Below are 17,681 nucleotides of genomic sequence, written 5' to 3' on the forward strand. Positions count from 1 at the left end.
AAAGATCGCGACGCGCTTTAGATGCCGGTCGCGCCCTGCGATATCTGCCTGAGACATCGCAGGGGTTCGCCTATCGGCAGCGATCACGCTTATTGCCCGTCGCCGAATGGCGGATAGCCGTCATTGTCCTCGATATCCTGATCGATTTTCTTGGCGGCTGACGTCAGCGCCTCCTTGGGATCGCCGCCATTGAACACCTGGTCGACGGCCTGCATGAAGGCCGAGGTGATTGTGGGATAGGCAGGATGTGGCGGGCGGGCGACGGCCGTCTTCGATGCCTGCTCGAAGGCGATCGCCATCGGGCCGCCAGTGGCATAGAGCGGAGATTCGGCAGCGAAGCTCTTCAAGCCGGGATAGCCCGACTGGCTTGCGGCGAAGGTCCGGAACTCCTTGTCCTTCAGCAGGAAGCTGATGAACTTGCCTGATATCTCGGGATGCGTCGAGGTCTTGGTGACCGCCCAGATCCAGGTGCCATTCGGGCTCGCGCCCTTGGCGCCGAACTTTGGAAGCGGCAGCACGACGATGTTGTCCTTCATGGTCGCGGCGGCCTCCGCATAGACCCAGTGTCCGCCGAGCGCCAGCGCCGCCGGATTGCCTTCGGCAAAGAACTGGTTGGTTCCGGCCGACTGCGGCACGACCCAGCCGTTCTTGACCCATTTCTGCATCATGGCGAGAGCATCGACGCAGGCGTCGCTATCCAGCGTGCCCTCGGATTTCCAAGCCTTGCGGTCGATGAGATCGCAGCCGGCCGATTGCAGGATCGGGCCATAGGCATAGGTGATCCATTCGGTCTTGATGCCGTAGCCGCGGAAGGTATCGATCGGCCACTTCACGCCGTCGAGCTTGGAAAGCTTTTCGAGATAGGTTTCGAATTCTTCCCGAGTCCAGGCATCGTCGACGGATTTCGGGATGCGGGCGCCGATCGCTTCGAGATATTTCTTGTTGCCGTAAAGGACGACCGACGAGTCGGTCAGTCCGAGTGCATAGAGGTCCTTGTCGATCGGGTATGTGCCCTGGGCGATATTGGACTCCGTCATATCGTCGAGGAGGTCCTTGTCGATCAGCGGCTTGATGGGTTGAAGATAGCCCGACCAGACGTAATTGGCGAGGAACGGCGCATCGAGTTCCATGACGTCGGGCAGTTGTTTGGCCATGACGGCCGCGCTGAACTTCTCGTTATAGGCATCGTGCGGCGCATAGATGAACTGCACGTCGACATCGGGGTTGGCCGCCTCGAACCGCTCGGCGACCTTGCCATAGGCGGCGACAAAGCCGGGATCGCCCTGATGCATGACCTGGATTGTGGTTTTCTCGGCTGCCTGCGCCCATGGCGCGGTCAACGCCGAGGACAGGATCAGAGACCAAAGTAAACGTTTACCCATTAGAATTCCTCCTCAATTGGATGGGCCTATCTCAATTTATACGGATGCCCGCTCCACCAGCTGGAACGGCAGTTTCTGCACCCCGACCGGGACCCGGTCTTCGGCAAGCAGGATTTGCGCCGCCTGGCGGCCCATGGCGCGGTGCGGCAGCGCCATGGTGGTCAGCGGCGGGTCGAGACGCGAGGCGATCTCGACCTGGTTGTCGAAACTCGCAATGGCGACATCGTCGGGAATGGCCGCGCCTGTCCGGTGCAGCGCGGCATAGACCTCCATGGCCACGCGGTCATTGCCGCACAGGATGGCATCGGGGCGCCGGGCGCCGCTCATCAGCTCATGCACATGTGTGGCCACGAGGCTGTGCGCCCGGTCGCTGTAGATCGCCTTGCTGACGGCAGGCAAGACGATGGCGCCGGCTCCGTCGATGCCCGCATGATCGAGCGCCTGTCGGAAGCCGAGTTCACGAAGGTCCCCGGCGAGCAGCCCCGGCAGATTGATGAAGGCGATATTGCGCCGGCCGGCATCGATCAGATAGTTGGTAATCTCGAGCGCCGCCCCCGTTTCATCCGGCACCAGCGAGGTCACGCGGTCGTTGGCATCACGGCAGTTGATCATGACTCCGACCGTGTCGGCAAATTCGGGCGGCAGGTCGACGCTCTTGTGATACATGGCGGCATAGGCAATCGCCCGCGGGCGAAAGCGGCGCATCTCGTCGAGGATCGACGCTACGCTGCGATGGCCGCCGAGCGTCATGGCGAAGACGGCCATGTCGGCGGCGCGCACGGCGCCATCGAGCCCCCTAATGATTTCGGTCGCGAAAGGCGAGGTGATCAAGTCGTCCGCGACCAGGCCGACAAGTGGCATCCAGCCTTGCCGCATGCTGCGTGCGGCGAAGTTGGTGACATATCCGAGCTCCGCGGCGATCTCCTTGATCCGCTGGCGGGTGTCTTCCGACATGCGCGCCGAGCCGCCATGCAATGCACCTGACACGGTCTTAACGGAGACACCTGCACGGGCGGCTATGTCGTTGAGTGAGGCGGTCACGGGATCTCTTTTGGGTTATCGATTACCCAAATTGATATCGCGCGTTTTGCAGTAAGTCAAGTTATGATGGAATCGCTGACGCAAATGCCGCCTGCCGGGGGGGCGGCTCGCGCAATAACCCCGCCGAAGCGGGGTTTTTTGTGGTGAGGCCGATCAGTTGTTATGGGCCGCGCAGGCCTCATCCATCGGTGTGGCGTTGCTGCTGCCGCCCTGGGTCTGGAGATTGGCGGAGTTGTTGACCGGGTTGGGGCACTTGGTCTTGTCCATTTTCATCGTGCCGCCGGTCGTCGAATTGGTCATGGTGGAATCGGTTGCCATCGGCTTTTTAGTCTTCGGGTCGCTGGTTGCACCACCACCCTGATCGGCCTGGTTCTTGTCGATCGTGGCACCGGCCGGCGCCGGATTGGATTGGGCGAAGGCTGAAGTGGCCATGCCGAGGGCGAGAAGCGAAGCTGCTACGAGTTTCATACGCATGTGGTGTCCTCCTTGGGGATCTTTGCGTGCTTGGCCTATCCACAACCTCGCCGGCACAGCATTGTTCCGCTGCTGCGGATAAATGCACGCTACCGTTCGGAAGCCGGGCCGGCCGAGGGTTGAGCGTCAGCAGGAAGGTGGGCGGCGCACCGCTCACATACAGAGTTGAGGCTATTTCGCGTAAAGCGCGCGCGAGCGTTCGAGATGCTTGAGCAGCGCTATTTCCGAGCCGTCCACGTCATTGGCTTCAAGGCGGCCGACGATTTCGTCGTGTTCGGCGAGCGTGAACTTTTCCTTGCCGGTCCAGATCAGCATCTCGGTATGATATTCCTTCAGCCAGGCGAGCATCGCTTCGCTGACGGCGACGTAGATCGGATTGCCTGAGATCTGGGCGATGCGGGTGTGAAATTCCATATCCGCGTCGATGAACGCTTCGGCCCTGCCGAGCGACATGCGCTGGCGCTCGATGATATCTCTGAGGTCGCCGATATCATTTGCCGAGGCGCGCTGGGCGGCCTCGCGTGCCATGCCGCGCTCGAAGAAGATGCGGGCGCTCTTCAGATGTTCGAGCGAATCCGCCGATTGCGACAGCATGATCTTGGCGGTGAGGTCGACCTGGCGGAAGATCGACTTTGCCGTCAGCCTCAGGACCTTCGCCCGTTCGCCGTGCGAAATGCTGACGAGTCCCTTGTTGGCAAGCGACTGCATGGCCTCGCGGATCGCCGGTCGGCCGACGCCGAAGCGCTCCATCAGCACCCGTTCGGACGGCATTTCATCGCCGGGCTGAAGCTCGCCTGAGGTGATCATTCGCTCAAGTCGATCAAACACTTCGTCGGACAATTTGCGGCGGACGATCTGTTCGAGGGGCTGGGTCATGAGATCTCGCTGGCTCAAAATGTCTCCTCCTAACAGTTTTCCGGACCAAGGACAAAGCTTGCGGCCGAAAATTTGCGCGCCTGAAGATTCCGCTTTTCAACAGTTGGAATACTCATTATACCAGATCACAAGTTGACGCCATGACAATCTGCGTGGCGAGGAGAGAGCCGTCCGTTCATGATGATTACCCTGACCTACCGCATCGAAACGCCCGGCAGCGTCGAGGCGATGGCGGACAAGATCGCCAGCGACCAGTCGACCGGAACCTTCGTGCCCGTCCCCGGTGAAACCGAAGAGCTGAAATCGCGTGTTGCCGCCCGGGTGCTGGCGATCCGTCCGCTCGAAGACACGCGCCATCCGACCTGGCCCGAGGCCGCGCCCGGCACGCTGCTGCACCGCGCCGACGTCGACATCGGCTTTCCGCTGGAAGCGATCGGCACCGATCTCTCCGCCCTGATGACCATCGCGATCGGCGGCGTCTATTCGATCAAGGGCATGACCGGCATCCGCATCGTCGACATGACGCTGCCCGAGGCTTTCAAAAGCGCCCATCCCGGGCCGCAGTTCGGCATTCCGGGAAGCCGGCGCCTCACCGGCGTCGAAGGCCGGCCGATCATCGGAACGATCGTCAAGCCGGCGCTAGGGCTGAGACCACACGAGACGGCCGAACTCGTCGGCGAACTGATCGCATCGGGCGTCGACTTCATCAAGGACGACGAGAAGCTGATGAGCCCGGCCTATTCGCCGCTGAAGGACCGCGTCGCGGCGATCATGCCGCGCCTACTCGATCACGAGCAGAAGACCGGCAAGAAGGTGATGTATGCCTTCGGCATCTCGCATGCCGATCCCGATGAGATGATGCGCAACCACGACATCGTCGCTGCGGCCGGTGGTAATTGCGCCGTCGTCAATATCAATTCGATCGGCTTCGGCGGAATGAGCTTTCTGCGCAAGCGTTCCAGCCTGGTGCTGCACGCGCATCGAAACGGCTGGGACGTGCTGACGCGCGATCCGGGCGCCGGCATGGATTTCAGGGTCTATCAACAGTTCTGGCGGCTTCTCGGGGTCGACCAGTTCCAGATCAACGGCATCAGGGTCAAATATTGGGAGCCGGACGACAGCTTCGTCTCTTCCTTCAGGGCCGTCAGCGCGCCGCTGTTCGACGCCGCCGATCGGCCGCTTCCGGTCGCCGGCTCCGGTCAGTGGGGCGGACAGGCGCCGGAGACCTATCAGCGCACCGGCCGCACCGTCGACCTCCTCTATCTCTGCGGCGGCGGCATCGTCAGCCATCCCGGCGGGCCGGCGGCCGGCGTTCGCGCGGTGCAGCAGGCCTGGCAGGCGGCGGTCGCCGACGTGCCGCTGGAGGTCTACGCGAGAGATCATCCGGAGCTTGCCGCCTCGATTGCGAAATTCAGCGGCGGCAAGGGCGCGTGACCGATATGGACGGACGTCTCGTCAGCTATTACGGGGATGATTTTACCGGGTCGACCGACGTCATGGAGGCGCTTGCCTCGAATGGTGTCGAGACTGTGCTCTTCCTCGACATTCCGACGCCGGAATTGCTGGCGCGCTTCAAACACTGCCGCGCGATCGGCCTTGCGGGCACGAGCCGCAGCGAAACGCCGGCATGGATGCAGGAACACCTTGCGCCCGCCTTCGATTGGCTGAATTCGCTTGGTGCTTCGATCTGCCATTATAAGGTCTGCTCGACCTTCGATTCCAGCCCGGGGATCGGCAACATCGGCAAGGCGATCGAAATCGGCCGCACGCGTTTCGGGCAGTCCATCGTGCCTGTTATCGTCGGCGCGCCGCAATTGAAACGTTATACGGCCTTCGGCAATCTCTTCGCCGCCTATCAGGGCCGCGTCTTTCGCATCGACCGCCACCCCGTCATGAGCCGCCATCCCGTCACCCCGATGGAGGAGGCCGATCTTGCGCTCCACCTGTCGAAGCAGACCTCCCTCCCCGTCCTGCTCGCCGATCTCGTCGCGATCACGGCGGCAGACGCCGACCGGCGGATCGACGCGCTGACATCGAATGGCGAAGGGATCCTGCTCCTCGATGTCGACTCCGAGGCGACGCAGGCGGCGGCCGGCCGGCAAATGCTGCGTCTCGCCGGCCGTTCGGGACGTTTCGTCGCCGGTTCGTCGGGGGTCGAATATGCCCTGCTCGGCGCATGGCGGCAGGCCGGCCTGATCGGCGGGGACAGTGCCGAATTTCCCGATGCCGGCCCGGTCGATCGCCTCGCCGTCGTCTCCGGCAGTGTCTCGCCGACGACCGAGCGGCAGATCCGCACGGCTGCCGAGAACGGTTTTGCGAGCATTGCGCTCGATCCGCTCGCGCTGGTTTCCGATGGCCAAGGCGCCGTGGATGCGGCCGTGCAGGCGGGTGTCCGGAAGCTGAAAGAAGGCAAGAGCGTCATCCTCTACACGGCGCTCGGGCCAGCGGCGGACCGCGGCGCCGATATCGACAGGCTGCCGGGCGCGCGTCACCGGTTGGGCAGCGCACTCGGCACGATCCTGCGGGGGCTGATCGAAGCGGAAGGCCTGTCGCGCGCCGTCGTCGCCGGCGGCGACACCTCAAGCCACGCGCTCCGGCAATTGAAGATCGACGCGCTGACGACGCTTCTGCCGCTGCCTCAGACGCCGGGTTCGCCGCTCTGCCTCGCACATGGCGACTATTCGCCGACCAACGGCCTGCAGATTGCGCTGAAAGGCGGCCAGGTCGGAACGGACGGCTATTTCGCGCAGATCCGCGACGGAAGGAAGAACTGATGGTCGTCTGGGTCGGCACCAGTTTCAAGATGAACAAGACGGTGGAGGAAGCGCTCGCTTTCGCGCACCGCCTCGCAGCGACGGATGCGGAACGCGATACCCGCGTGCAGCGCTTCGTCATTCCCGCCTTTACGGCAGTACGCGAGGTCAAGCGCCTGCTGGCCGAGACATCGGTGAAGGTCGGCGCCCAGAACATGCACTGGGAAGATGCCGGCGCCTGGACCGGCGAAATTTCTCCTCTGATGCTGAAGGACTGCCAGCTCGATATCGTCGAACTCGGCCATTCCGAGCGCCGCGAACATTTCGGCGAGACCGACGAGACCGTCGGCCTCAAGGTTTCCGCCGCGATCCGCCATGGCCTGACGCCGCTGATCTGCATCGGCGAGACGTTGCAGGAGCGCCAGGAGGGTCGGGCCGATGCCGTCCTGCGGCGGCAGGTCGAGGCCGCCTTGCGGGGGGCCGACACCGAGGCCGGCGAGGCTTCGATCCTGCTTGCCTATGAGCCGGTCTGGGCGATCGGCGCCAAGGGTATACCGGCGACCGCCGACTACGCGTCGGAGCGACACGGAAAGATCGCCGAGGTGGCGAAGTCCATTGTTGGACGTGCGGTGCCGGTTCTCTACGGCGGCAGCGTCAATCCGGAAAATTGCGAGGAACTGATCACCGAGGCGCATATCGACGGCCTGTTCATCGGCCGCTCCGCCTGGGGCGTCGACGGTTACCTCGACATTCTTCGCCGCGTCAGCGCGGCGATCGAAAGGTGATTTCCATGCCCGAGGGCGATGAAAGGAAACTGCTATGAAGATTGCAATTGGCGCCGACAGCGCCGGCAAACCGCTCCTGGATGTTATTGCCGCCCATCTCGCCGGCAAGGCGGATCTCGAAGTTCACGATCTCAGTCAGGCCGGCTTCTACGCCGATCTCTCCCAGCGTCTGGCGCAGACGATTGTCGACGGCGAACATCAGCGCGGCATCCTGTTCTGCGGCACCGGCATCGGTGTGTGCATTTCCGCAAACAAGGTGCCGGGCATCCGCGCCGCGCTGACGCACGATACCTATTCGGCGGAACGCGCGGCGAAATCGAACAACGCCCAGATCATCACGATGGGGGCGCGCGTCATCGGGCCGGAACTGGCGAAATCGATCGTCGACGTCTGGCTTGCATCCGAATTCGACCCTGACGGCCCATCGGCAGGCAACGTTGAGGCGATCGACCGGCTCGACGCCGAAAAACATGGGTCTTGAACAACTAAAGTAATGATATGGTGATTGACTCATCATACCAGTTTATGATCCTATCCAGAACTGAAAAAGTGAGGAAAACATGACCAAGATTGCTCTCTTCGGCGCCGGCGGCAAAATGGGATACCGGCTTGCCAAAAATCTCAAAGGCTCACGCTTCCAGGTGCGCCATGTCGAGGTGAGCGACGCGGGCAAGGCGCGTTTGAAGAACGATCTCGGTCTCGATTGTCTGCCTGTCGAGGCCGCGCTCGACGGCGCTGATGTTGTCATCCTCGCCGTGCCGGATACGGCGATCGGCAAGGTCGCAGCCGGCATCGTCGACAAGCTCGCACCCGGCACGATGGTGGTTGCGCTCGATGCCGCCGCTCCCTTTGCCGGCCACCTGCCGAAGCGCGACGACCTCACCTATTTCGTCACCCATCCCTGCCATCCGCCGATCTTCAACGACGAGACGGATATGCAGGCCAAGAAGGACCATTTCGGCGGCCTGTTCGCCAAGCAGCACATCGTCTCAGCGCTGATGCAGGGGCCCGACAGCGCCTATGCACTCGGCGAGGAAATCGCCAAGCTCATCTGGGCGCCGGTCATGCGCTCGCACCGGGTAACGGTCGACCAGCTCGCCATGCTCGAACCCGGCCTTTCCGAAACCGTCTGCGCATCGCTGCTCGTCGTCATGCGCCAGGCCATGGACGAATGCGTGGCGCGCGGCGTGCCTGAACAAGCAGCCCGCGACTTTCTGCTCGGCCATATGAACGTGCTCGGCGCGGTCATCTTCAAGGAGGTCGACGGCGTGTTCTCGGACGCCTGCAACAAGGCGATCGAGTTCGGCATTCCGGCGCTGATGCGCGACGACTGGAAGAAAGTGTTCGAACCGCAGGAGATCGCCGAGAGCATCCGGCGCATCACCTGAACCGGCCCGGGGAGGCAAGTCCCTCCCCCTCTACCGCCCCGGAGACGGGGCAACCGCTCCGGGGAGAACGGGGCTTCATTCACAACGGGAGGAAAAAATGAAACTGACGCGCAGACTAACACTTGCAGCCTTTGCCGGCGCGCTGGCGCTCGGAACTGCCATGCCGGCCTTTGCGGCCGACCTCATCGCCATCATCACGCCGGCACATGACAATCCCTTCTTCAAGGCCGAAGCCGTCGGCGCCGAAGCCAAGGCGAAGGAACTCGGCTACGAGACCCTCGTCATGACCCATGACGACGACGCCAACAAGCAGTCGGAAATGATCGATACGGCGATCGGGCGCGGCGCCAAGGCGATCATCCTCGACAATGCCGGCGCGGACGCTTCCGTCGCCGCCGTCAAGAAGGCGAAGGATGCCGGCATCCCCTCTTTCCTGATCGACCGCGAAATCAATGCGACCGGCGTTGCCGTCGCCCAGATCGTCTCGAACAACTATCAGGGCGCCCAGCTCGGGGCGCAGGAATTCGTCAAGCTGATGGGCGAGAAGGGCAATTACGTCGAGCTGGTGGGCAAGGAGTCCGACACCAATGCCGGCATCCGCTCACAGGGCTATCACGACGTCATCGACGATTATCCGGAGCTGAAGTCCGTCGCCAAGCAGTCGGCCAACTGGAGCCAGACGGAAGCCTATTCGAAGATGGAAACCATCCTCCAGGCCAACCCCGATATCAAGGGCGTCATCTCCGGCAACGACACCATGGCCATGGGCGCGATCGCAGCCCTTCAGGCAGCCGGCCGCAAGGACGTGATCGTCGTCGGCTTCGATGGCTCCAACGACGTGCGCGACTCCATCAAGTCGGGTGGCATCAAGGCGACCGTGCTGCAGCCCGCCTATGCGCAGGCCCAGTTGGCGGTGGAACAGGCGGACGCCTACATCAAGAACAAGACGACGCCGAAGGAAGAGAAGCAGCTGATGGATTGCGTTCTCGTCAATGCCGACAATGCCGGCAAGCTCGAGACCTTCGCCCTGACGAACTGATCAGCGCCAATTGCGGAGGGTGCAGCGTTGCGCCCTCCGCAATGCATTTTGCAAGACGTCGAGGTTCATCGCATGTTGAGAATGAAGGGCGCCCTGCTGGCCGCCGTCGTGGCGGCGGCCTTGCCCGGCTGCAAGATCATCAAGACGCCGACTGCAGAGGAGAAGGCCGCGGCAGCGGCCAAGACCGCTTTCGACCCGAATGCCAAGGTCGAGGCGATCTGGCAGCCTGACGTCGTGCCGTATTTCGAAAAGCGCGCCGGCGAGCTGAAGGACGTCATGCAGCTTGCCGCCTCCAACCCGGATGCCGCCGGCGAGAAATACGGCAATACTCGCAAGCAGAGCAGCTCGCCCTGGACCTATGCGGTGAAGATCACCGGCACGGTCGTTGCGGCCGACACGGCGTCGCGCGCGGCAACGCTTGATCTCGACGCCGATGGCGACGGCAAGGCCGATGCCAAGGTGCAGATCGGGCCGGCGCTGCGCGGCACCGCACTGCGCGACACGCTGGACTTCGTCAATTTCAATGAATTCAAGAACCAGATCGAATGGGCGCAGTTCGGCAAGGCGTTCAACGAGAAGGCTAATACCGCTGTTCTCTCCGCCGTTCCGCGCGACGGCCTGGCCGGCAAGACGGTGACGGTGATCGGCGCCTTTCCGCTGCCGAAAAGCGGCGAGCTTCCGCTCGTGACACCTTCGGAACTGAAGGTGGGCTCATGACAGCGGCAGAGGCACAAGAGGACGACATCATCCTGCGCCTCGACGATGTGTCGAAGGTCTATTCGGGCATCGTCGCCGTCAAGCGCGCCAATCTGGAGCTGCGCCGCGGCGCGGTGAACGTTCTGGTTGGCGAAAATGGCGCCGGCAAATCGACGCTGATGAAAATCATCGCCGGCGTCGAGCGCCCGACGCTCGGCCGCATCATCCTGGATGGCAAGCCCATATCCTTCGACAGTCCGGCCGACGCGCAGGCCAATGGCATCGGCATGATCTTCCAGGAGCTCAATCTCTTCGCCAACATGTCGGTGGCCGAAAACATTTTCACAAGGCGCGAGATCACCCGCGGCCTGCTCGGCATCGATCACAAGGCGCAGGTCGAAAAGGCCAATGAATTTCTGCGGCGTCTCGATGCCGGCATCGAGGCGGATACGATGGTCGAGGATCTGCCGATCGGCCAGCAGCAACTCGTCGAGATCGCCAAGGCGATGTCGCTCGATGCCCGCATCCTGATCATGGACGAGCCGACCTCCGCGCTTTCGGCGGCGGAAGTCGAAATCCTGTTCAAGGTGATCGCCGAGCTGAAAGCCCAGGGTGTGGCGATCGTCTATATCTCGCACCGACTGGAAGAGCTGATGCGGATCGGCGACTACATCACGGTGCTGCGCGACGGCCAGATCACCGGCCATGCCATGGTGCGCGATATCGACACGCGCTGGATCGTGCGCTCGATGATCGGCTCGGACGCCAAGGATTTTGCAAAATCCGTCGAGCATGCCGTCGGGGCTGAGGTCTTTCGCGCCGAAAACATCAGCCTGGCGAGGCCGACCGGCGGGCTTGCCGTCAACGATGTCTCCCTGTCGGTCAAGGCAGGCGAGATCCTCGGCATCTACGGCCTGATGGGCGCCGGGCGCAGCGAATTCTTCGAATGCGTGATCGGGCGCCATACGCATTCGACCGGCAGGATCTTCATCGACGGCAAGGAAGTGCGCGCCCGCGACACCACGCGGCGCATCCGCCGCGGCCTTGCTCTGATCCCGGAAGACCGGCAGCGGGAGGGATTGGTGCAGGTGCTCTCCATCGCCTCCAACCTGACGCTTGCAAGCCTTTCGCGCTTCACCCGGCTCTTCCATATCGACAGCGGCGCGGAAAAGAACGCCATTCAGGAGGCGATCCGCGATCTCTCGATCAAGGCGCCCAATCCAGATTTCGAGATCACCTCGATGTCCGGCGGCAACCAGCAGAAGGTCGTCATCGGTAAGGCACTGATGACCAATCCGAAGGTGCTTCTGATGGACGAGCCGAGCCGCGGCATCGACGTCGGCGCCAAGGCAGACGTCTTCCGCACCATGCGCCGGCTGGCGGCAAACGGGCTCGCCATTCTGTTTTCGACCTCCGACCTCGAAGAGGTCATGGCGCTTTCCGATCGCATCGCGGTCTTGAGCAACGGCCAACTGGTCGCTGTCTTCGACAGGGATGAGGCGACTGAGGAAGCGATCATCGCGGCTTCGGCCAAGGGACACGGACATCAAGGGAAACTCGCGTCATGATGGCGGCTACATCTACCACTCTTGCGCCAAAAGGCGCCAACGGCTCCGTGCTTCTGACATTGATGAAGCTCAGGACCTTCATCGCGCTTTTCGCCGTCATCATCTTCTTTGCGATCTTCGCGCCGAACTTCACCTCGACAGCGAACATGATCCTGATGTCGAAACATGTGGCGCTGAACGCCTTCCTGGCGATGGGCATGACCTTCGTCATCATCACCGGCGGCATCGACCTCTCCGTCGGGTCGATCGTCGGGCTGTGCGGCATGGTTGCCGGCGGCCTGATCCTCTACGGCATCGAACTGCCAATCGGCTACACCATCTATTTCAACCTCTTCGAGATCGTGCTGATCACGCTGTCGATCGGCCTTATCATCGGTCTGATCAACGGCCTCTTGATCACCAAGCTTAACGTTGCGCCATTCATCGCGACACTCGGCACGCTCTATATCGCCCGCGGCCTGGCGCTGTTGTCGTCGGATGGTCAGACCTTTCCGAACCTCGTCGGCCGGCCGGAATATGCCACGACCGGCTTCGACTTCTTCGGCGCGGGACGCATTCTCGGCCTGCCGGTCTCGATCTGGATCCTGATCGTGCTGGCGCTTGTGGCCGCCTATGTCGCCCGCTCGACGCCGATCGGCCGCCACATCTTTGCCGTCGGCGGCAATGAGCGAGCCGCGCGCATGTCCGGTATCCGCGTCGATGTCGTGAAGATCTTCGTCTACATGTTCTCCGGTCTTTGCGCCGCCATCGTCGGCGTCGTCATCTCCTCGGAACTGATGGCCGCCCATCCGGCCACGGGCGAGAGCTTCGAGCTCAATGCGATCGCGGCAGCCGTGCTCGGCGGCACCTCGATGTCGGGCGGCCGCGGCACGATCGGCGGAACGATCATCGGCGCCTTCGTCATCGGCATCCTTTCCGACGGGCTCGTCATGATGGGCGTTTCCTCCTTCTGGCAAATGGTCATCAAGGGCCTCGTCATCATCATCGCCGTGGTCGTCGACCAGGCGCAGCGCCGCCTGCAGCAGCGCGTCACCCTCATGCAGATGGCAAGGGCAGGTTGAGATGACCGAATTGAAAGGCGCGTTGATCGGCTGCGGTTTCTTTGCGATCAACCAGATGCACGCCTGGAGCGATGTCGACGGCGCCAGGATCGTCGCGATCTGCGACCGCGATCCGGAGCGGCTTGACATCGTCGGCGACCAGTTCGGCATCGAGCGCCGCTATAGCGATGCCGAGGCCTTGTTTACCGATGGCGGCTTCGATTTCGTCGATATCGCCACCACCGTCCAGAGCCACCGCGCGCTGGTGGAAATGGCCGCCGGCAATAAGGTGCCGGCCATCTGCCAGAAGCCGTTCGCCAAGACGCTGTCGGATGCGAAGGCGATGGTCGAGGCCTGCCGCAACGCCGGCGTCGCCCTGATGGTGCACGAGAATTTTCGTTGGCAGACGCCGATCCAGGCGGTTCGCAAGGCGCTCGATGCCGGCGCGATCGGCACGCCCTTCTGGGGCCGCTTCTCCTTCCGTTCGGGCTACGACGTTTTTTCCGGCCAGCCCTATCTCGCCGAAGGCGAGCGCTTCATCATCGAAGATCTCGGCATTCATACGCTCGACATCGCTCGCTATATCCTCGGCGATGTCAGCTCGCTGACGGCGCGCACCAGGCGGGTCAATCCAAAAATCAAGGGCGAGGACGTCGCGACCATTCTGCTCGATCATGAAAATGGCGCCACCTCGGTCGTCGATGTCAGCTACGCCACCAAGCTTTCCAAAGAGCCGTTCCCGGAGACCCTGATCGAGCTCGATGGCACCGAGGGCACGATCCGCCTGAGCCAGGGTTATGGCCTCGAAATCAACAACGCCGAGGGCACCACCAAAATGGATGTCTCTCCGAAGCTGCTATCATGGGCCTCTCGGCCCTGGCACAATATCCAGGAGAGCGTCTACGCGATCCAGCAGCATTGGGTCGACCAACTCAAGCGCGGCGCGGATCACTCGACGTCAGGCGTCGACAATCTGAAGACCTTCGCCCTTGTCGAGGCTGCCTATGACAGTGCTGCCGGGGGAAAGACCATCGACGTCGGGGCGATGCTGCAATGACGGGCGATGCCTTCCAGCTTTACGGCACCCATGCTCTGGAAACGCCGCCGGTTCGCCTGACGGCCGGAAAGCTGGCCGCCGATCTCGCCGATGGCAATCTCCGCACCATCCGTTACGACGGTGTCGAGGTGCTGCGGGCGATTTCCTATCTCGTTCGCGACCGGGACTGGGGCACCTACAGCCCCGAGATCGCCGATCTCAGGATCGAGCAGGGCGACGACCATTTCGAAGTCGCTTATCGGGCACGTTGCGAGGCATCCGACGGAACGAGCCTCGTCATCGACGTCCGCATCATCGGATATCAGGACCGGCTCGATTTCGAGGCCGAAGCCACGAGCGAGACCGGCTTCGAGACCAATCGCTGCGGCTTCTGCATCCTGCATCCGATCGTCGGTGTCGCCGGTTCAGCCGCGACGGTCGAGCATGTCGACGGCCGGATCGTCGAGACACGCTTTCCCGATGTGATCGAACCCTGGCAGCCGTTCCAGGATATGCGCGCTATTTCCCATGAGGTCATGCCTGATGTGACGGCGGAATGCCGGATGGAAGGTGACACCTTCGAAATGGAGGATCAGAGGAACTGGTCCGATGCCTCTTACAAGACTTATGTCAGGCCGCTCGCCCTGCCCTGGCCTTATCGGATTCCCGCCAACCAACCGGTTCGGCAGAAGACGTCGCTGATGATCAGGGACGCCAGCCGTTCCGCAGCGGTCTCAGCCGCGACGTCGAGCGATGTCATAAGGCTCGAACTTGGAACACGGACCGGCACCATGCCCGATATCGGTGTGGTCGTTACGCCGCAGGAGGCCGATGCGACCCTCTCGGCTCGGTCCCTCCTGTCGGAGATCGCGCCGCGCGAGCTTCTCTTCCATTTCGATCCGAACGCGGGACATGGCGTCGAAGCGCTGCAGAAATTTGCCGCTATCGCTGCCGACCATCCTGGCCGTACGACGCTGGAGATCGCGCTTGCCTGCAAGTCGTCGCCATCAAGCGAAGCGGCCGAGATTGCCCGCCAGATGCAGCGCGCGGACTTCGAGCCGGAAGCGATCCTGATCTCGCCTTCCGTCGATCGGCAATCGACGCCGCCTGGCAGCAAATGGCCGGACTGCCCTCCCCTCGAAGAGATCTATGCCGCGGCCCGCGCCGCCTTCCCCGGCACTCGCATCGGCGGCGGCATGCTGAGCTATTTCACCGAGCTCAACCGCAAGCGCGTGCCATCAGGCGAGATCGATTTCGTCAGCCATTGCACCAATCCGATCGTGCATGCGGCCGACGATCTCAGCGTCATGCAGACATTGGAAGCGCTGCCCTTCATCACGCGATCCGTCCGCGCGGTCTACCGCGACAAGCCCTACCGCATCGGCCCGTCGACGATCCCGATGCGGCAGAACCCTTATGGTAGCCGCACCATGGACAATCCTGCGGGCGGACGCATCCCGATGGCCAATCGCGACCCGCGCCACAACGGGCGTTTCGCGGAGGCTTTCGCGCTCGGCTACGCGATCCGGGTGCTGAATGCCGATCTCGAATGCCTGACGCTTTCGGCACTGACCGGCCCTTTCGGCCTGATCGCCGGCCCGGATGAACCGGTCGAGCAAGGCGGGCGGCGGCCGCTGTTCAACACGGTGCGGACCTTGTCGGCCCTCGCCGGCGCGTCCTGGCAGGAATGCGTCTCGTCTTCGCCGTCCGAAGTGCTGTCCTTCGTGGCGCGGGATGCCGCAGGCGCCAGGATCTATGTGGTCAATCTGACCAGCAAAGAGCGAAGGGTCGACGGCGGTGCTCTGGATAAAGAGCTGCGGCTCGCGCCTTTCGGGACGGTCGTCTTGCCGCTGGCGGATTGACCTCCGGCGATACAGCCGCATCTATGCAGTCGGAGCTCGTTCTGGGGAGGATCGGCGTGAAGACGAAAAAGCTTATCAATGCAGGCGCAGATGCCGTCGATGAGATGCTGCAAGGCGTTCTCGCGGCCCATCCCGAGCACCTTTATGCCGTGGACGACATGCCGCGCGCCATCATTGCCAGAAACGGACCGCGCAAGGGCAAGGTCGGGCTGGTGATCGGCGGCGGGTCCGGGCACGAACCGACATTCCTCGGCTATGTCGGCAAGGGGCTGGCGGATGCTGCCGCGATCGGCAATGTCTTCGCCTCGCCGCCCCCCGATCCGATCATCGCCTGCGCCAAAGCCGTCGACGGCGGCGCCGGCGTGCTCTTCATGTACGGCAATTATGCCGGCGACGTCATGAACTTCGACATGGCCGCCGAAATGCTGGCGCTTGACGAGATCGAGGTGCGCACCGTCCTGACCACCGACGATGTCGCGTCCGCCCCCGCCGATCAGAGGGACAGGCGGCGCGGCGTGGCGGGCAATGTCTTCATCTTCAAGGCCGCTGGTGCTGCCTGCGATCTTCTCTATTCCTTCGACGAGGTCGAGCGCGCCGCCCGCCATGCCAATGCGCGAACCTATACGATGGGTGTGGCGCTCGCGCCTTGTTCGCTGCCGCAGACCTTGAAACCGAATTTCCTGATCGGCGACGGCGAGATGGAGATCGGCATGGGCATCCATGGCGAGCCCGGCATGGCCCGCGAGCCGCTGAAGGCGGCCGACGCGGGGACCGACGAACTGATGGACAGCATCCTCCGCGAGATGAAGGCAGAACGGGGCGACCGTGTCGCCGTGCTCGTCAACTCGCTGGGCTCCACGCCGATGATGGAGCTCTACATCATGATGCGGCGCGTGAAGGTGCGGCTCGACGAGGCGGGGCTTGTCATCCATAGCTCGCTCGTCGGGAATTACTGCACGTCGCTCGAAATGGCCGGCGCTTCGGTGACGCTCATGCACCTCGACGACGAGCTTCAGCGGCTGATCGACCATCCCTGCGATTGCGCCATGTTTACGAGGTGATCGATGCTGATCACGACGAAAGACCTGCAGCACCTCTTTATCCTTATCGCCGAGGACATCGCCGCGCAGCGCGATCATCTCTGCGAGCTGGATGGCGCCATCGGCGACGGAGATCACGGCCTTGCCATGGACGCCGGCTGTGAAGCCGCCGCCAAGGCGATCAGCGGGCTCGATGCCGCGCAGACTGCGCCGACGCCTGCCTTCAACGCTGCTGCAAAGGCATTTCTGAATGCGGTCGGCGCGTCATCGGGCCCGCTCTATGCCACCGCCTTCATGCGCGCCGGCGCTTCGGTCAAGGACAGGTCTGACCTGAGCGATGACGATTTTGTGCGGGCTTTCGCGGCGATGGCGCAAGGCATTCAGGAACGCGGCAAGGCGGAGCCCGGCGAAAAGACCATGGTCGACGCCTGGAAGCCGGCGACCGATGCGGCGCTCAGGGCCTGGGCGTCGGGAACCGCCCTTCCTGAATGCTTCGACATGGCGGAGCGGGCAGCGCGCCAAGGCTGCGAAGCGACCCGGGAGATGACAGCGGCCAAGGGACGGGCTTCGCGGCTGGGGGATCGAGTGATTGGCCATATCGATCCGGGTGCCGCCTCGGCCGTCATCATCATCGCTTCCATTGCAAAATTCATCCGGCATCGCGATGGTTATCTCATCATACCAGTTGACATGTAAATGAT

At 62.8% G+C, this 17,681-nt stretch carries 17 protein-coding genes; 13 read left to right on the plus strand and 4 right to left on the minus strand.

Translation table 11 applies throughout. The annotated features are described in order from the left end of the window. Nucleotides 1-89: 89 nt before the first annotated feature. The 4 genes from HJB84_RS21685 to HJB84_RS21700 all read right to left on the minus strand — a co-directional run bounded on the left by HJB84_RS21685 (nucleotide 90) and on the right by HJB84_RS21700 (nucleotide 3,773). Nucleotides 90-1,382 (minus strand): sugar ABC transporter substrate-binding protein, encoded by a 1,293-nt coding sequence (locus tag HJB84_RS21685; protein ID WP_207585087.1) that lies wholly within the window; start codon nucleotides 1,380-1,382, stop codon nucleotides 90-92. 36 nt (nucleotides 1,383-1,418) lie between these two features. After that, a complete protein-coding gene (locus tag HJB84_RS21690; RefSeq protein WP_221116840.1) occupies nucleotides 1,419-2,423 on the minus strand; it encodes a LacI family DNA-binding transcriptional regulator in 1,005 nt (334 codons plus the stop codon). Nucleotides 2,424-2,576: 153 nt separating this feature from the next. Further along, nucleotides 2,577-2,897, minus strand: a complete 321-nt coding sequence (locus HJB84_RS21695; protein ID WP_221116841.1) for a hypothetical protein — start codon at nucleotides 2,895-2,897, stop codon at nucleotides 2,577-2,579. 171 nt (nucleotides 2,898-3,068) lie between these two features. After that, on the minus strand, nucleotides 3,069-3,773 hold the full coding sequence (locus tag HJB84_RS21700) for a transcriptional regulator NanR (protein ID WP_221116842.1): 705 nt from the start codon (nucleotides 3,771-3,773) through the stop codon (nucleotides 3,069-3,071). Between the two features lie 177 nt (nucleotides 3,774-3,950). Here HJB84_RS21700 and oiaX point away from each other — a divergent pair, with 177 nt between their 5' ends. The 13 genes from oiaX (at nucleotide 3,951) to dhaL (ending at nucleotide 17,676) form a co-directional block, all read left to right on the plus strand. After that, complete coding sequence (gene oiaX, locus HJB84_RS21705; RefSeq protein WP_221116843.1) at nucleotides 3,951-5,207, plus strand: 3-oxo-isoapionate-4-phosphate decarboxylase OiaX; 1,257 nt, start codon at nucleotides 3,951-3,953, stop codon at nucleotides 5,205-5,207. Between the two features lie 5 nt (nucleotides 5,208-5,212). After that, nucleotides 5,213-6,547: a four-carbon acid sugar kinase family protein gene (locus HJB84_RS21710; RefSeq protein ID WP_221116886.1), complete on the plus strand. Its 1,335-nt coding sequence runs from the start codon at nucleotides 5,213-5,215 to the stop codon at nucleotides 6,545-6,547. Then, on the plus strand, nucleotides 6,547-7,311 hold the full coding sequence (locus HJB84_RS21715) for a triose-phosphate isomerase (RefSeq protein ID WP_221116844.1): 765 nt from the start codon (nucleotides 6,547-6,549) through the stop codon (nucleotides 7,309-7,311). Before HJB84_RS21710 ends, HJB84_RS21715 begins: the two co-directional genes overlap by 1 nt. Nucleotides 7,312-7,345: 34 nt before the next feature. Then, nucleotides 7,346-7,792: an RpiB/LacA/LacB family sugar-phosphate isomerase gene (locus HJB84_RS21720; protein WP_207585093.1), complete on the plus strand. Its 447-nt coding sequence runs from the start codon at nucleotides 7,346-7,348 to the stop codon at nucleotides 7,790-7,792. A gap of 79 nt (nucleotides 7,793-7,871) precedes the next feature. Next, complete coding sequence (locus tag HJB84_RS21725; protein ID WP_221116845.1) at nucleotides 7,872-8,699, plus strand: phosphogluconate dehydrogenase C-terminal domain-containing protein; 828 nt, start codon at nucleotides 7,872-7,874, stop codon at nucleotides 8,697-8,699. A 97-nt stretch (nucleotides 8,700-8,796) separates the two neighbouring features. Beyond that, nucleotides 8,797-9,738 (plus strand): D-ribose ABC transporter substrate-binding protein, encoded by a 942-nt coding sequence (locus tag HJB84_RS21730; RefSeq protein ID WP_221116846.1) that lies wholly within the window; start codon nucleotides 8,797-8,799, stop codon nucleotides 9,736-9,738. Nucleotides 9,739-9,810: 72 nt separating this feature from the next. Further along, on the plus strand, nucleotides 9,811-10,455 hold the full coding sequence (locus tag HJB84_RS21735) for a DUF2291 family protein (protein WP_221116847.1): 645 nt from the start codon (nucleotides 9,811-9,813) through the stop codon (nucleotides 10,453-10,455). After that, nucleotides 10,452-12,002, plus strand: coding sequence for a sugar ABC transporter ATP-binding protein (locus HJB84_RS21740; protein ID WP_221116848.1), 1,551 nt, complete (start codon nucleotides 10,452-10,454; stop codon nucleotides 12,000-12,002). Before HJB84_RS21735 ends, HJB84_RS21740 begins: the two co-directional genes overlap by 4 nt. Next, entirely contained in the window at nucleotides 11,999-13,063 is a 1,065-nt protein-coding gene (locus HJB84_RS21745; protein ID WP_221116849.1) for an ABC transporter permease, read from the plus strand. The genes HJB84_RS21740 and HJB84_RS21745 overlap by 4 nt, the downstream gene beginning before the upstream one ends. 1 nt (nucleotide 13,064) lies before the next feature. After that, nucleotides 13,065-14,099: a Gfo/Idh/MocA family protein gene (locus HJB84_RS21750; protein ID WP_221116850.1), complete on the plus strand. Its 1,035-nt coding sequence runs from the start codon at nucleotides 13,065-13,067 to the stop codon at nucleotides 14,097-14,099. Then, nucleotides 14,096-15,940, plus strand: coding sequence for a hypothetical protein (locus HJB84_RS21755; protein WP_221116851.1), 1,845 nt, complete (start codon nucleotides 14,096-14,098; stop codon nucleotides 15,938-15,940). Before HJB84_RS21750 ends, HJB84_RS21755 begins: the two co-directional genes overlap by 4 nt. Nucleotides 15,941-15,996: 56 nt before the next feature. Continuing rightward, nucleotides 15,997-17,001: a dihydroxyacetone kinase subunit DhaK gene (locus HJB84_RS21760; protein ID WP_221116852.1), complete on the plus strand. Its 1,005-nt coding sequence runs from the start codon at nucleotides 15,997-15,999 to the stop codon at nucleotides 16,999-17,001. A 3-nt stretch (nucleotides 17,002-17,004) separates the two neighbouring features. After that, nucleotides 17,005-17,676 (plus strand): dihydroxyacetone kinase subunit DhaL, encoded by a 672-nt coding sequence (dhaL, locus tag HJB84_RS21765; RefSeq protein WP_221116853.1) that lies wholly within the window; start codon nucleotides 17,005-17,007, stop codon nucleotides 17,674-17,676. Nucleotides 17,677-17,681: the final 5 nt, after the last annotated feature.

The organism is Rhizobium sp. NZLR1b (assembly GCF_019685155.1).
Lineage (GTDB): Bacteria > Pseudomonadota > Alphaproteobacteria > Rhizobiales > Rhizobiaceae > Rhizobium.

Excerpts from the sequence above, each read along its gene's own strand:
- HJB84_RS21685 (WP_207585087.1), bottom strand. The coding sequence starts at position 1,382 with ATGGGTAAACGTTTACTTTGGTCTCTGATCCTGTCCTCGGCGTTGACC.
- HJB84_RS21695 (WP_221116841.1), bottom strand. The coding sequence starts at position 2,897 with ATGCGTATGAAACTCGTAGCAGCTTCGCTTCTCGCCCTCGGCATGGCC.
- HJB84_RS21700 (WP_221116842.1), bottom strand. The coding sequence starts at position 3,773 with ATGACCCAGCCCCTCGAACAGATCGTCCGCCGCAAATTGTCCGACGAA.
- oiaX (WP_221116843.1), top strand. The coding sequence starts at position 3,951 with ATGATGATTACCCTGACCTACCGCATCGAAACGCCCGGCAGCGTCGAG.
- HJB84_RS21710 (WP_221116886.1), top strand. The coding sequence starts at position 5,213 with ATGGACGGACGTCTCGTCAGCTATTACGGGGATGATTTTACCGGGTCG.
- HJB84_RS21715 (WP_221116844.1), top strand. The coding sequence starts at position 6,547 with ATGGTCGTCTGGGTCGGCACCAGTTTCAAGATGAACAAGACGGTGGAG.
- HJB84_RS21720 (WP_207585093.1), top strand. The coding sequence starts at position 7,346 with ATGAAGATTGCAATTGGCGCCGACAGCGCCGGCAAACCGCTCCTGGAT.
- HJB84_RS21725 (WP_221116845.1), top strand. The coding sequence starts at position 7,872 with ATGACCAAGATTGCTCTCTTCGGCGCCGGCGGCAAAATGGGATACCGG.
- HJB84_RS21730 (WP_221116846.1), top strand. The coding sequence starts at position 8,797 with ATGAAACTGACGCGCAGACTAACACTTGCAGCCTTTGCCGGCGCGCTG.
- HJB84_RS21735 (WP_221116847.1), top strand. The coding sequence starts at position 9,811 with ATGTTGAGAATGAAGGGCGCCCTGCTGGCCGCCGTCGTGGCGGCGGCC.
- HJB84_RS21740 (WP_221116848.1), top strand. The coding sequence starts at position 10,452 with ATGACAGCGGCAGAGGCACAAGAGGACGACATCATCCTGCGCCTCGAC.
- HJB84_RS21745 (WP_221116849.1), top strand. The coding sequence starts at position 11,999 with ATGATGGCGGCTACATCTACCACTCTTGCGCCAAAAGGCGCCAACGGC.
- HJB84_RS21750 (WP_221116850.1), top strand. The coding sequence starts at position 13,065 with ATGACCGAATTGAAAGGCGCGTTGATCGGCTGCGGTTTCTTTGCGATC.
- HJB84_RS21755 (WP_221116851.1), top strand. The coding sequence starts at position 14,096 with ATGACGGGCGATGCCTTCCAGCTTTACGGCACCCATGCTCTGGAAACG.
- dhaL (WP_221116853.1), top strand. The coding sequence starts at position 17,005 with ATGCTGATCACGACGAAAGACCTGCAGCACCTCTTTATCCTTATCGCC.